The organism is Ruegeria sp. (assembly GCF_965243365.1).
GTDB lineage: Bacteria > Pseudomonadota > Alphaproteobacteria > Rhodobacterales > Rhodobacteraceae > Ruegeria.
On record NZ_CBDEUW010000002.1, the window covers coordinates 2,808,703 to 2,822,395 of the forward strand.

Sequence of the window (13,693 nt, forward strand, 5' to 3'; positions counted from 1 at the left end):
ACACGGTGGCGCTGGCGACCCAGCCGACAGGGACGGTGACGGTGACGCTGACCCAGCCGACCAATACCGACGTGACGGTGGATACCGACACCGTCACGAGCAATAACCAGACCACGCTCAGCTTCACCACGGTGAACTGGAACCAGCCGCAGACGGTGACGGTGGCGGCCGCGCAGGATGTCGATGCCGCCGTGGACAGTGCGGACATCCTTCACAGCGCCTCGGGCGGGGGCTACGCATCGGTGACCGGCACGGTCAGCGTCACGGTTGAAGATGACGACGAGGCGGCTCTTGTGTTTGCGCAGGCCGCGGACCCGCTGGCAGTGTCGGAGGGCGGGAGCGCGGCCTACACGGTGGCGCTGGCGACCCAGCCGACGGCGACGGTGACGGTGACGCTGACCCAGCCGACCAATACCGACGTGACGGTGGATACCGACACTATCACGAGCAATAACCAGACCACGCTCAGCTTCACCACGGCGAACTGGAACCAGCCGCAGACGGTGACGGTGGCGGCTGCGCAGGATGTCGATGCCGCCGTGGACAGTGCGGACATCCTTCACAGCGCCTCGGGCGGGGGCTACGCATCGGTGACCGGCACGGTCAGTGTCACCGTCACCGATGACGACGAGGCGGCTCTTGTGTTTGCGCAGGCCGCGGACCCGCTGGAAGTGTCGGAGGGCGGGAGCGCGGCCTACACGGTGGCGCTGGCGACCCAGCCGACGGCGACGGTGACGGTGACGCTGACCCAGCCGACCAATACCGACGTGACGGTGGATACCGACACCGTCACGAGCAATAACCAGACCACGCTCAGCTTCACCACGGTGAACTGGAACGCGCCGCAGACGGTGACGGTGGCGGCTGCGCAGGATGTCGATGCCGCCGTGGACAGTGCGGACATCCTTCACAGCGCCTCGGGCGGGGGTTATGCATCGGTGAGCGGCACGGTCCGTGTCACGGTCAGCGATGACGACGAGGCGGCTCTTGTGTTTGCGCAGGCCGCGGACCCGCTGGAAGTGTCGGAGGGCGGGAGCGCGGCCTACACGGTGGCGCTGGCGACCCAGCCGACAGGGACGGTGACGGTGACGCTGACCCAGCCGACCAATACCGACGTGACGGTGGATACCGACACCGTCACGAGCAATAACCAGACCACGCTCAGCTTCACCACGGTGAACTGGAACGCGCCGCAGACGGTGACGGTGGCGGCTGCGCAGGATGTCGATGCCGCCGTGGACAGTGCGGACATCCTTCACAGCGCCTCGGGCGGGGGCTACGCATCGGTGACCGGCACGGTCAGTGTCACCGTCACCGATGATGACGAGGCGGCTCTTGTGTTTGCGCAGGCCGCGGACCCGCTGGAAGTGTCGGAGGGCGGGAGCGCGACCTACACGGTGGCGCTGGCGACCCAGCCGACAGGGACGGTGACGGTGACGCTGACCCAGCCGACCAATACCGACGTGACGGTGGATACCGACACCGTCACGAGCAATAACCAGACCACGCTCAGCTTCACCACGGTGAACTGGAACGCGCCGCAGACGGTGACGGTGGCGGCTGCGCAGGATGTCGATGCCGCCGTGGACAGTGCGGACATCCTTCACAGCGCCTCGGGCGGGGGCTACGCATCGGTGACCGGCACGGTCAGTGTCACCGTCACCGATGATGACGAGGCGGCGGTGGGTTTCGTGGAGGCGGCCTCGACGGTGCCTGAGCGGGCGGGCACGCATGAGGTGACGCTGCGCTTCGATGTGGTGTCCGCCGCGCCGCTGGAGTTGCGCTACAGCCTGTCCGGCACGGCGACGGCGGGGCGTGACTTCACGGCGGGGGACGGCGTGCTGCGGGTGCCCGCGCAGGCGCGCGAGGTCACCCTTCCCGTGACGATCCTCGACGATGGTGAGCAGGAGGCGGACGAGACGGTTGTTGTGACACTGATCGAAGATCGCGGCGGCCAGTACAGACTGGGGAGCACGACCACGCATACGCTGACCATCACCGATGACGACAGCGATCTGGCGGAGCGTGTGGTGCGTCCGGCGCTGGCGCGGTTCGGGCGCACGGTGGGCGAACAGGTGCTGGACGCGGTGACGGACCGGCTGGGCGCGGCCCGGACCCCGGGGTTCGAAGGCCGCTTCGCCGGAGAGGCGCTGCCGGACGTGATCTGCGACGACGGCAAGTCTGCCCCGGATCACGTTTTGGAAGACGACGACCGGCGCCGGAATTGCGTCGGGCAGGGCAGGTATGAACCCGGGTCCGGCAGGCCTGCCGATCCATCCGTTGCCGCCTGGAGTAACGGGTTGACGGGTGGCCCCGGCGGCACCCCCGAAGTTCAGGCGAAGGAGACATCCGATATCCTGCCAGGCACGTCCTTCGCGTTGACGTCGGAGACGGAGAACGGTGCCGCGCTGGCCTTCTGGGGCCGGGGAGCGCAATCGGGCTTCAGCGGCCGTGCGGGTGATCTCGGCCTGGAGGGCGAGGTGACGAGTTTCATGCTGGGGGCGGATCAGGCGCGCGACGACTGGCTGTTCGGTCTGATGCTGTCGCGGAGCCGGGGCGAGATCGACTACACTCTGGGCGAGGCGTCCGGCGAGATGGAGACGGACCTGACGGCGCTGGTGCCCTATATGGGCTGGGATGTGAGCGATCGTCTGTCGGTCTGGGGGGCTGCGGGTCTGGGCTCCGGCGACATGAGGCTGAGGCCGGAAGATGGCTCGGAGTTCAGGACGGATATCGACTGGGGCATGGCGGCGGCGGGCGCTGACGGGGCGTTGGGGTCGGTCGCGGCGCTTGGCGGCGCGGAACTGCGCTGGCTGGCGGATGCGCTGTGGACCCGGACCACATCGGATGCGGTGCCCGGCCTTGAGGCAACGTCTGGCTCGACCACGCGGCTGCGGCTGGGGCTGGAAAGCCGCTGGGAGCACAGCTTTGCGTCGGCGGCCACGCTGAGCCCGCGCCTGGAAACGGGGCTGCGCTATGACGGGGGCGATGCGGAGACCGGGTTCGGGCTGGAGGTCGGGGGCGGTGTGGAGTTCACCGATCCGTCGCGCGGCCTGTCACTGGGGCTGCGGGGCCGGACGCTGGCGCTGCATCAGGACGGGAACTTCGAGGACTGGGGCCTGGCCCTCGACCTCGCCTACGATCCGACACCGGAGACGAAGCGGGGCTTCGCGGCCCGGCTGTCGCATACATTCGGCGGCGCGTCATCAGGAGGTGTGGACGCGCTGCTGGGGCCGCGGTTGTTCCCGGAGGCCTCGCCGACGGGGGGTGGGGACAGAAGCTGGAGCGTCGAAGCGGCCTATGGCGTCAGCCGGGGCCGGGGCCGGGTGGGCTCGCCCTATACCACGATCACCGCCGCAGGTTCGGGCAGCGCCACAGGCGCGCGCCTCGGCTACCGCATCGAACCCGACGCCGACCACGCGGCGGACGTCAATCTCGACTTCTGGACCGAACCGCCAACAGCCGCCAACGACCGCGCCAGCGGAGGCGCAACACTGCAATGGAAATGGTAGCGAGAACTGCTCCCCGCAGCGGCAAACCGTCCAGTGGACGGTCTGACGTTCGAACGGGCGGAGTTCACCGGTTCCGGCGAAACGCCGGACAGAACGGGAAGGCCATCTGTGACTGTTACCGCAGGATGATACCGGTGCCGCGCAGGGAGAACAGCGCCAGATCATCTGACGCGATCATTTGCTCCAAATCGGTTGAGTCCGTCCAAGGCGCGGAAACGGAATACCCCGGCCGCGAAATGATCGGCGGCAGGTTCCAGAGGCGGTCTTAGCGGCCTTCCCTACCCCGTTGGATGTAGTACCGCCAGGCGTCGCGTACGTAGCCAACCATCTGCAACACCACCTCGGCATCAACGTAGCTCTTATGCTCATCCGGACAGATCAGCCTGATCCGGTATCTTCAACAACTTTGCAATCCGCGCTCCGATCCGCTCCGCCGCCGCTTCGACATCCTTGTCGGCGGCGTGGGTGTATCGCAGGGTCATCGCACAGTCGCTGTGACCCAGCAGTTTGGACACGACCGGCAGGGGAATGCCAGCCATCACGCACTGGCTCGCGTAGCTGTGTCTCAGGTCGTGCAGACGCACATCCTCGATTCCGATGTCCCGCCGAATCCTGTACCAGAGGCAAAGGTTTTTAGATATGGGCCGCTCCGGGTCCAGTGGGGACGGGAACAGATACTCTCCGGTCACGGTCATGCGCCGTTCGATGATCTTGCGGGCCTCTGGGCTGAGATATACGGTCCTCGGACCTGTCTTGCTGTCTATGAGCCTGAGCCGGTTTCCATCGACCTCAAATCGCCTCAGGCGGACAATCTCGTTTCTCCGGCAACCTGTAAGCAGAAGTAGGCGGATGATGTCGGCCTGAATACTCCCGCGACCATCAGCGTACTGGTCAAGTGCCGCGTTCAACCGTGCTATCTCATCCCGCGACAGAAACCGCGTCAGCTTCGGTCGCCGGTTCGGAAGCACGAAACCCGCCGGGTTGCTGTCGATGAGGCCACGCTCAATGGCAAAGTTCAGGCTCTGGCGCAGGAGTTGCAGCGCGTGGTTTGCTCCACCCGGAGCGGTCGCGCTGTAGGCACCGAACCACTTCTCGATTGACTTCCGCGTGATCAGGTCAAGCCGCAGCGACCCGAAGGCAGGCAGGAGTTGCCTCGTCAGAACATAATCCCGTCCCTTGATGGTCGTAGGCTTGCACTTTGAGGACCACGTTTCGCGCCAGACATCCTCCACAAAAACCCGGTAGGTGGGCAGGTCCTTGCTTGGTGCAACACCGTCAACCTGCAACCGCAGACAGGCGCGGCGCGCATCCTCGACGGGCATCAACTCCACCCGACCAAGCGACACCTTGCGCCCGTCCACTATGCAGGTCCAAGTCTTCGTGCCCGTGGGATAGACCCGTAGGCTCAGGGACGGAACAGCCTTGTCCTGAACCGAGTATTCCCGCGCAGTCGGCTTGAACTGCTTCGAGCGCGCATCTGTCAATCGAACCACCCTCATGTCCGTGTCCCCCCGAGAACCGCACCCATCGCGGTCGCGGCTCTCTCCGCGTCTGCTTCGGCGTGGTGCGCATATTTGAGGGTGGTTTCCGGGTTGCGGTGTCCGAGAAGCCGTCCCACCGCGAGAACGGTCTCGCCGCTCGCGATGGCCACGCTTGCATAGGAATGCCGCAGATCGTGCAGACGCACATCTTTCAGACCGCCCTCCGAGCGGACCCGGAACCAAACGGAGTTGAGGGTATTCAACGGCATTGGGCCGTCGGTCCTTTCAGACGGAAACACCCAGGATGAAGTACGAGGAAGAGCGTTGAGCACCGCGCGGGCCGCTTCAGATAGCCAAACCGTGCGCGGACCCGTCTTGCTGTCGCGCAGGAAGAGATGCCCGTCACGATAGTCCGCCCAGCGAAGGGTCCTGATCTCGCTCGAACGGCAACCCGTCAGTGCAAGCACTCGGATGAGCGATACCACCGCTGATGGAGTCGCCCGGCTCAGCGCCACACCAAGACGCCCGAACTCGGCATCGGACAGAAAGCGGTCGCGGTTTTGTCGCCTATATCTCTTGATTCCCTTGCACGGGTTGGACCCTTCCGGGCGCAAGCCATCCGCCTCTGCTACTGTCATGATGACCGACAGGACGGGCATCGACCGATCCGCTGAAACCGGCGTCGCGTGCATCGCGGCGAACCAGTCCTGCACGTCCTGCGGCGTGATATCGGCAATCCGCCGTCCAGCGAACCGGGGCAGGATATGCTTGTCGAGATAGTGCTGATTCTTGCGGAGTGTACTCGGCTTCCACTGGCGGCCATGGCGGCGGAATGCTTCTTTCGCGACGGTCTCGAACAGCGCCTCTCTGTCGGGTTGGCCCGACCGCATTGAGGCCAGCAGGCCCCGTGCCCGCTCGCGGGCCTCGGCCACCGTCATGTCGGCAGGGTCGCCAATGATTTTCCATATGCGCTGGCCGTCGTGCTGGCTGTGCAGAAAGAACCGCTTCCGGCCACTGGGCAGAACCCTGACCCCGAAACCCGCGAGGGCGGTGTCCCGGATGTTTCTTGTGGTTTTTTTCGCGCGCAGGTCGCGCACCCGCGCGTCGGTGAGTCGTGGCATGTTTCTGTTCCTCCATCCGGTTGCGGCCCCGGACGAAAACACGCATGTTCTGATCCGAAACCTTGACTTTGAGAGGAAAAAAGAAACTCTATTTCAGAGATTTAGCACCGAAGGTGCGGCGGTAGGTGTCTACCCGAAAGGTCTTTTTGACGCCCGCCGGAATCCGAATGTCCAAGTATTGAGGGTCCGCAGCGATGCCATCTACAGGCCCGGTCTTGCCCCAGAAGTCACCCACGATAACACGAACGATTGTGCCATCGTCATCGATAATCTCTGGGATATCAGTGCTTTGCACGTCCTGATAACGGGGGCGGGTCATCTTTTGATCTGATGGCAGATTGCCCCATAGCTGAAAGCCGTGCATTTGACCTGTGGCATTACCCTTGGGCATTTCCTGATGTAGAATCCCTGACCCGGCAGTCATCCATTGCACGTCACCGGCACCCAGACTGCCGTGATTGCCCAGCGAGTCGCTGTGGTCCACGGTTCCCGACAGCACATAGGTGATCGTTTCGATCCCCCGATGCGGATGCCAGGGGAACCCGGCCTGATAGTCCTCGGGGCGGTCGTTGCGGAAGTCGTCGAACAACAGGAACGGATCCAACTCGGACGGATCCTGAAATCCGAATGCGCGATGCAGTTTGACACCGGCACCTTCCATTGCCGGAACAGCCCGGCGTGTTTCCAAAGTGGGTCTGAGGGACATATCAGCCTCCTGTGATTGCTTGGATGCAATCTAAGACCTGTCCGTTTGCGATCAATTCGCACAAATACACCTGCTTTGTGCAATGACGCTCAGCCCCCCCTGTCCTTTGGTGGGCAAAGCAGCTAAGAAAATCGCAAATATCAGGAGAGTTTCATGCAAGAAGACGTGCTGGCCAGGGTACAGGCCTCGACGCCCCGGCGTTGGCTGGGGGTTGGGATGGTGGCCACAGTTGGGACCATGGTGATCTATGTTGCTTTGGCCACCCCTCCCGAGCTGGGCTGGCAGGTCTTTCTGATTGCCATGGGGGCTGCATCGTTCTGGCTGGCTCAGCGCATGTGGCTGGCAACGCAGGATGCGATAGAACTGACCCGTGCCGAACTGCGTACAAGCTCGGGGCAGGTGATTTGCGCGATTAAGGATATCGAAGCCGTGGATCGCGGTATCTTTGCGTTCAAACCGTCAAATGGGTTCTTGCTAAAGACGCGCAAGGCCGCGGAGAGGTCATGGGCCCCCGGGCTTTGGTGGCGGTTGGGGCGTCGGGTCGGAATCGGCGGCATGACCTCTGCCGCCGAGACGAAATTCATGTCCGAGATACTGTCCGCGCTTTTGGCTGAAAGGGGCTGACGCCCCTTAATAAGCCGGATTCGTGTAGCAGGAAGGATCGGTTGTAACGATTTGATCCAATACCCGTGGGTGGGTGAACACGAAGTTGCTCATCGGGAAGTTGCTTAGTCTGAAACCGATATTCGTGAATGGCGCACGATATTCGTTAGTGGTTTCCACAACAATCATGTTGCCGTTGTCGGGCATTCCCGGAAGGTGGTCCTTCATCCCTGAAATGTTGCCTTGGGTCCACCAGGCGTAATCTGCGCCCCGAACACAGGACCAAAATACATCATGGCTGTCGGTGTCCGCTTTGTAGGTCAGAAAAGTGACACGCATCGACGCGGGGGAACGTGTAGAAACGATGGTTTCGTACAATTCCAGCATTGAATCGTTATAGGAAGCATTTACAGCGTCTTGCTCACGCGACAGGACATCCGCCACAGCATAGGCCCCCTTGATACTGCGAGAGCTTTGGCGGTATCCGTCATAAAAGGTGTACGAGGCAAGCATCGACCAGATGAGAAGCGGAAGAATCAACATGGATTCCACCGTGATCACGCCCTCTTCCTTGAGGGCAAAACGTCTAAGAAAGTGTTTTATACCGAGCTTTGTCATGCGATCACCATTAACCACCCGTAGAAACTGACGGATCGGACCCTGAGCTTCCTGCAGGGGTGCTTGAGCCACCGAGGGGTTCGTGAACAAAAACTGTTGTTGCATGCAGTTCCCATTCTCCGTTCGGGTTCCGGCTGGCCAGATCGCCCATCATCGTAAAGCCCCAAACAGGCTGAACTTCATAGCAAGCCCGAATGATCATCATTTCATTGGACGTGCCGCGATCAAAGCTCACGTGCCTGTCCGTCGCTATTTGCTCAGCCCGATCTGCACAGTAAGCACCGGGCGCAAGTAGATTGTCGCTCCCCCGCGGGTCGACCGACTTCATCTCAAGGGCCAGGTTGTCCGAACAATGCTCTAAAAAGTAGGTCCGATCGCAGACCATCGTCTTGAGCAGATCATGAGTCCATTCGGGTTCCCCGACCGGAAGGCGGTTCAGACGCACTTCGCGGATGGTTTCGTCCAGCGCGCGTTCAAGGTTCGCATGCTTGAAAGACATCAGGCCGAGGTCGATACCGGACCAAGTTATCCAGATAAACATCGGAAACCAGACCATGAACTCGACCAGCGAGGTGCTACCGTCTTCGCTGCCGCGAAACTCGCGAATCCACTTGTTAACCGAACCAATCATTGCGTTAGTCTCAGGTTTTGAATGGTCGCGCTGATCGAGTCGAACACGCCAACGATTTGAGTTCCGGTCGCCTCATAGTACCGCCCGTCTTTCACGGCGCAGTCCTTCAGGAGCTGCTTCACACCTGAGGGGGCTTCGAAGGCAATCGAGAAAATCAGAATCTCTTGCTGTTCGGCCTGCGCACAGAGCGACGCGACGCGGGGGTTCTTGGTCGATGGACCAATTTCGGTCGACGAAACCGCCCACCAGTCTTCCGCGTAGGTGTAGCCGAACGTGTGGTTCAACAAGTTGTAGATGGCACTTTTTTCCGTGTGGGCCCATACATCCGGCCACTTCAACTGCTCCAGCGTAGTACCGCCTACCGGGACTTCAAGCGTTCTGCTCCGATCGACACTATGGCACCTGTTGTCATAATAGCTGGTGCAGCGATAGCGGGTGTAAGTTTCACCCAAGTCGTGTGGAATCGACTGGTATTTGTCCCGGGTCCAGCGGGTGCCGTCGTCCAGTCGAACAGTAATATCCACATTTGGCCACGCCCAGCGCAGCCTATCTTCGTCATAGACAGAATAAGAGCCTTCGCCCGCGTTCCAGTGGATCATGGAATCATCGTTATTATACGGCGGATTCACCTTGTGCTGGTAAGTGTTTTCCCCATCGGTCATCAACACCAGAACCTTCAGCGTGTCCGACGTTCTATTGCGCCCGGGCCGAACTCCAAATTCAGATGGGATGGGGGCACCGTTGTTCTGCATTTGTGCAACCAACGGCTGAATGCTGTCGTCCAGCAACGTCAGGCCCCATTTCAGGCCGACATCGATCGAGGTCCAGCCGCTGGCCTGCATATTGGTGATCTTGTTTTTCAGCGTTTCGGCGTTCTTTTGCATAACCGCCATTTCACGCTGATCGGTGCTTGTTTCACGGCGGCAAGTGTTGCTGCTAACCAAATTGTCGCTATACCGGTAGTCCCGGCTGCCGTTGTCCCGGAAATGAAGCGTTTGATTGATGTCGCTACCCCTGCGGATAATCGTGCCGGTATCTGGATCAGTAATATCGTAGGCGTCGAAATCCATAGTGATGAAGTCCGATGCGGCAAAATCCACGCAGTTTGCACGCTCGTTTGCACCGATTGTATTCAACTCGTTCATAAGGAACGATGGGATCGAAACCTGTTCCGAATAGGGGATGATCGAGATCGACAGCTTTCCGTCTTCCGATTTCTCTGTCATCTCGTCGATGAAATCGTTGGCTGCTGTTTTCAGGTTGGTCAGCTTGGTACCCCGCATCGAACCCGAAACGTCCAGAACCAGTGAAATTTCAACGTTACCAATGGATTCTTCGGCAACACTGGTCGCTCTGGAGCCCAGCGTATCTACGCCGCTCCACTGCATGAAATGCGTTCCGATCTCCATCTCGGCGCTGGCCCGAACAAGGCGCTTGCCTTCCAGACGCGCGTTTGATGCACCGCAGGTGTCCGGTTCGACCGTTATCTCGCCGACCAGATATTGATCCAGGTTTTCCTTGGCCAGGTAGTCAACGACCACATCTCTGGGGCACAGGTCCTGATCAAGGTCGGCGGCGGCAAGAACAGCCCGGTCCAGAGCGTACTGAAGCTTTACCCGCTCGCGGTCGTATCTCATCAAGTCGACGGCGAATCCGGCGACGGTAAAGACGATCATGAACAGGAACAATGCCAGAATAGTCATTGATCCTTCGTCCGAGGCCGCAAATTTTCCGAGCCGTTGCGTACTTTGACGTACGCGACAATAATTGATGAACTTCGACTTTAAATCAGAGTTATTCATAACGCATTCCTCTGCCGACCGGGCGCACCGGAACCAGTAATCTGCAAGGTTAATAATTTAGACGCGGATCATGGCGAGATTTGGGCGCAAACCCCTTTATACCACTCATTTTCCGTTAAAAACGGCGTTATTACCGTGGGTTCTGAGGGTTTTGTTTCGAATAAATTAACAATTGAGCTTTCAAAAACAGCAAACGACTCATTCCAGATTGGAAACGGCTTGTTCAATAATTGATGAAAAAAAGTGCAGTTGATGATTGCGGCGTGCGCCTAGTGGTGCGACAAAAAAGTCATGACGTTTGTCATTCGCCGACACGGAGGAATACATGACCGGCATCAAAGAACCCAGCTTTCGCGAAAGTGTTGATCTGATGTTCAACAGGGCGGCGTCCCTGATGGACCTGCCGCCGGGGCTTGAGGAAAAGATCCGGGTTTGCAACGCGACCTACACGGTTCGTTTCGGCGTTCGACTGCGCGGACAGATCCACACCTTTACTGGATACCGCTCTGTTCACTCGGAGCATATGGAGCCGGTAAAGGGCGGTATCCGCTACGCGTTGGCGGTGAACCAGGATGAGGTTGAAGCGCTGGCCGCGCTTATGACTTACAAATGCGCATTGGTCGAAGCACCTTTTGGCGGGTCCAAAGGCGGGCTTTGTATTGACCCGCGCAAATACGAAGAACATGAGATGGAACAGATTACGCGCCGTTTTGCCTATGAATTGGCAAAGCGTGACCTGATCAACCCGTCCCAGAACGTGCCAGCCCCCGATATGGGCACGGGCGAGCGTGAGATGGCCTGGATGGCCGACCAATACGCGCGGATGAACACAACGGATATCAACGCGCGGGCCTGTGTAACCGGGAAACCGCTGAATGCAGGTGGCATATCGGGCCGGGTCGAAGCAACGGGTCGGGGTATTCAATATGCTCTGCGAGAGTTCTTCCGTAATCCCGAAGATGTCCAAAAGGCGGGTATGTCCGGAAAACTGGACGGCAAACGCGTCATTGTTCAGGGCCTCGGCAACGTGGGCTATCACGCCGCCAAATTCCTAAGTGAGGAAGACGGATCCCGGATCGTCGGTATCATCGAATGGGACGGTGCTCTGTTCAATCCCGATGGCATCGACGTCGAGGCGGTGCGCCAGTGGATTGTGAAACATGGAGGTGTGAAGGATTATCCTGACGCGACGCATTCGGCTGAGGGTGGCGCGGTGCTCGAAGAAGACTGTGACATCCTGATCCCGGCTGCGCTGGAAGGAGTGATCAACCTGTCGAATGCTGAACGGATCAAGGCCCCGCTGATTATTGAGGCTGCGAATGGTCCGGTGACAGCCGGTGCTGATGAGGTGCTGCGCAAAAAAGGTACGGTCATCATTCCGGATATGTATGCCAATGCCGGTGGTGTGACGGTTTCTTACTTCGAATGGGTCAAGAACCTCAGCCATATCCGCTTTGGTCGGATGCAGCGCCGTCAGGAAGAAGCGCGGCACGAACTGATCGTCAGCGAATTGCAGCGGCTGGATCGATATCTGGGGGATGCTTGGTCGATGTCGCCGGACTTCAAGGCGAAGTACCTCAAAGGGGCGGATGAACTGGAGCTTGTGCGCTCGGGCCTCGATGACACGATGCGTATTGCCTATCAGGCGATGAGCGAGGTCTGGCACAACCGGTCCGATGTCGACGACCTGCGTACGGCAGCTTACATCGTTGCGATTGACCGGGTGGCTAAAAGCTACCGGGCCAAAGGCCTCTGACCGGCGATCAAATCAGACTCAACGTAGAAACGGCCGGCTAATAAGCCGGCCGTTTTGTGTTCTGCGCCAATGTTGCAGTCAGATCAACCAAGGTCGCCTGCCGACAATTATTCGTCGAAAACAGAGGCGGAGCGGGTGTTCGGCGTTGTTACTTCTGGTCAGAGTTGGTTTGATACCGGCACACCTGCGGGGAGGTTTGAATGCGTTTTTCCGGCTTGCGTGTCCTCAAGGAAGGACTGACCGGCAATAGGGGTTGGACGCCACACTGGCGCGAGCCGGAGCCGAAAGCTGAATATGACATCGTCATCATCGGTGGCGGCGGGCATGGCCTGAGCACGGCCTATTATCTGGCCAAGGAACATGGGCGGACCAACGTCGCGGTTCTGGAAAAAGGCTATATCGGTGGTGGTAATGTCGGGCGCAATACAACGATTGTGCGCGCGAATTATTTTTTGCAGGGAAACTCAGAGTTTTATTCGCATTCGTTAAAGCTATGGGAGGGTCTGGAAGAGGACCTGAACTACAATGTCATGCATTCGCAGCGTGGCATCATAAACCTGTTCCATTCGGATGGGCAGCGAGATGCAGCCGCGCGGCGCGGCAACATGATGATCAGCCAGGGCGACGATGCAATCCTGTTAAACCGGGATGAGCTGCGAGAGATGCTGCCCTTTCTCAATTTCAACGATCTGCGCTTCCCGCTTTATGGCGGGCTTTATCATCCACGTGGGGGGACGGCGCGGCATGACGCGGTGGCATGGGGTTATGCTCGTGGTGCAGATCAGCGTGGTGTGGATCTGATCCAGAGCTGTGAAGTGACCGGCATCGATATCGAAAACGGAGCGGTGCGCGGAGTGCAAACCACACGCGGGCCAATCCGGGCGAAAAAGGTGGCCATGGTTGCTGCTGGGCGGTCAAGCCTGGTGGCGGCAATGGCCGGGATGCGTCTGCCGATTGAAAGCCACGTGCTGCAGGCCTTTGTCACCGAAGGGCTGAAACCCTGCATTGATCACGTGATCTCTTTCGGGATGGGGCATTTCTATATCAGCCAGTCTGACAAGGGTGGGCTGGTCTTTGGGGGAGATCTGGATTTCTACGCCTCCTACGCGGCGCGGGGCAATCTGCCTACCGTTGAAAGCGTGATGGAAGCAGGCGTGGCCCTGATGCCGATGATTGGCAAGGCGCGCGTGTTGCGATCCTGGGGTGGGATCATGGACATGTCGCCGGATGGTTCTCCGATCATCGATCGCACGGAAATCGACGGGCTCTATCTGAATTGCGGCTGGAACTACGGTGGATTCAAGGCGGTTCCGGGCTCGGGCAATGTGTTTGCGCATCTGATTGCGACAGATCGCTACCATGAGAATGCGACTGGCTTCCAACTGGATCGCTTCCGCACCGGGCGCGGGATCATTGATGAAGAGGGCACAGGCTCTCAGCACAATCTGCATTGAGGGTGGCGA

9 protein-coding genes and 1 pseudogene are annotated in these 13,693 nt (G+C 59.7%); 4 read left to right on the forward strand and 6 right to left on the reverse strand.

The window, feature by feature from the left end:
- The first annotated feature begins 41 nt into the window (after positions 1–41).
- Entirely contained in the window at positions 42–3,512 is a 3,471-nt protein-coding gene (locus ACP0GE_RS17630; RefSeq protein ID WP_424833212.1) for a Calx-beta domain-containing protein, read from the forward strand.
- A gap of 365 nt (positions 3,513–3,877) precedes the next feature.
- On the opposite strand, the gene ACP0GE_RS17635 is transcribed toward ACP0GE_RS17630, so the two are convergent.
- From ACP0GE_RS17635 to ACP0GE_RS17645, 3 genes and pseudogenes are all read right to left on the reverse strand, one after another.
- Entirely contained in the window at positions 3,878–5,011 is a 1,134-nt protein-coding gene (locus tag ACP0GE_RS17635) for a tyrosine-type recombinase/integrase (protein ID WP_424833213.1), read from the reverse strand.
- Positions 5,008–6,114, reverse strand: coding sequence for a tyrosine-type recombinase/integrase (locus tag ACP0GE_RS17640; protein WP_424833214.1), 1,107 nt, complete (start codon positions 6,112–6,114; stop codon positions 5,008–5,010). Before ACP0GE_RS17640 ends, ACP0GE_RS17635 begins: the two co-directional genes overlap by 4 nt.
- 109 nt (positions 6,115–6,223) lie before the next feature.
- Positions 6,224–6,820 (reverse strand): annotated as a pseudogene (locus tag ACP0GE_RS17645) (pirin family protein); the annotation flags it as partial.
- A gap of 153 nt (positions 6,821–6,973) precedes the next feature.
- On the opposite strand from ACP0GE_RS17645, the gene ACP0GE_RS17650 reads away from it, so the two are divergent.
- The gene (locus ACP0GE_RS17650; RefSeq protein ID WP_424833215.1) at positions 6,974–7,444 is read left to right on the forward strand and encodes a hypothetical protein; all 471 of its coding nucleotides are present in this window, start codon (positions 6,974–6,976) and stop codon (positions 7,442–7,444) included.
- Positions 7,445–7,450: 6 nt separating this feature from the next.
- On the opposite strand, the gene ACP0GE_RS17655 is transcribed toward ACP0GE_RS17650, so the two are convergent.
- From ACP0GE_RS17655 to ACP0GE_RS17665, 3 genes are read right to left on the reverse strand one after another with little or no spacing between them, the layout of a single operon-like run.
- On the reverse strand, positions 7,451–8,041 hold the full coding sequence (locus ACP0GE_RS17655; RefSeq protein ID WP_424833216.1) for a TadE/TadG family type IV pilus assembly protein: 591 nt from the start codon (positions 8,039–8,041) through the stop codon (positions 7,451–7,453).
- A 10-nt stretch (positions 8,042–8,051) separates the two neighbouring features.
- The gene (locus ACP0GE_RS17660) at positions 8,052–8,672 is read right to left on the reverse strand and encodes a TadE/TadG family type IV pilus assembly protein (protein WP_424833217.1); all 621 of its coding nucleotides are present in this window, start codon (positions 8,670–8,672) and stop codon (positions 8,052–8,054) included.
- Entirely contained in the window at positions 8,669–10,375 is a 1,707-nt protein-coding gene (locus ACP0GE_RS17665; protein WP_424833218.1) for a pilus assembly protein TadG-related protein, read from the reverse strand. The genes ACP0GE_RS17660 and ACP0GE_RS17665 overlap by 4 nt, the downstream gene beginning before the upstream one ends.
- Before the next feature lie 424 nt (positions 10,376–10,799).
- On the opposite strand from ACP0GE_RS17665, the gene ACP0GE_RS17670 reads away from it, so the two are divergent.
- Positions 10,800–12,230, forward strand: a complete 1,431-nt coding sequence (locus tag ACP0GE_RS17670; protein ID WP_424833219.1) for a Glu/Leu/Phe/Val family dehydrogenase — start codon at positions 10,800–10,802, stop codon at positions 12,228–12,230.
- Positions 12,231–12,430: 200 nt separating this feature from the next.
- Positions 12,431–13,684: a sarcosine oxidase subunit beta family protein gene (locus ACP0GE_RS17675; protein WP_424833220.1), complete on the forward strand. Its 1,254-nt coding sequence runs from the start codon at positions 12,431–12,433 to the stop codon at positions 13,682–13,684.
- The last annotated feature ends 9 nt before the right edge of the window (positions 13,685–13,693 follow it).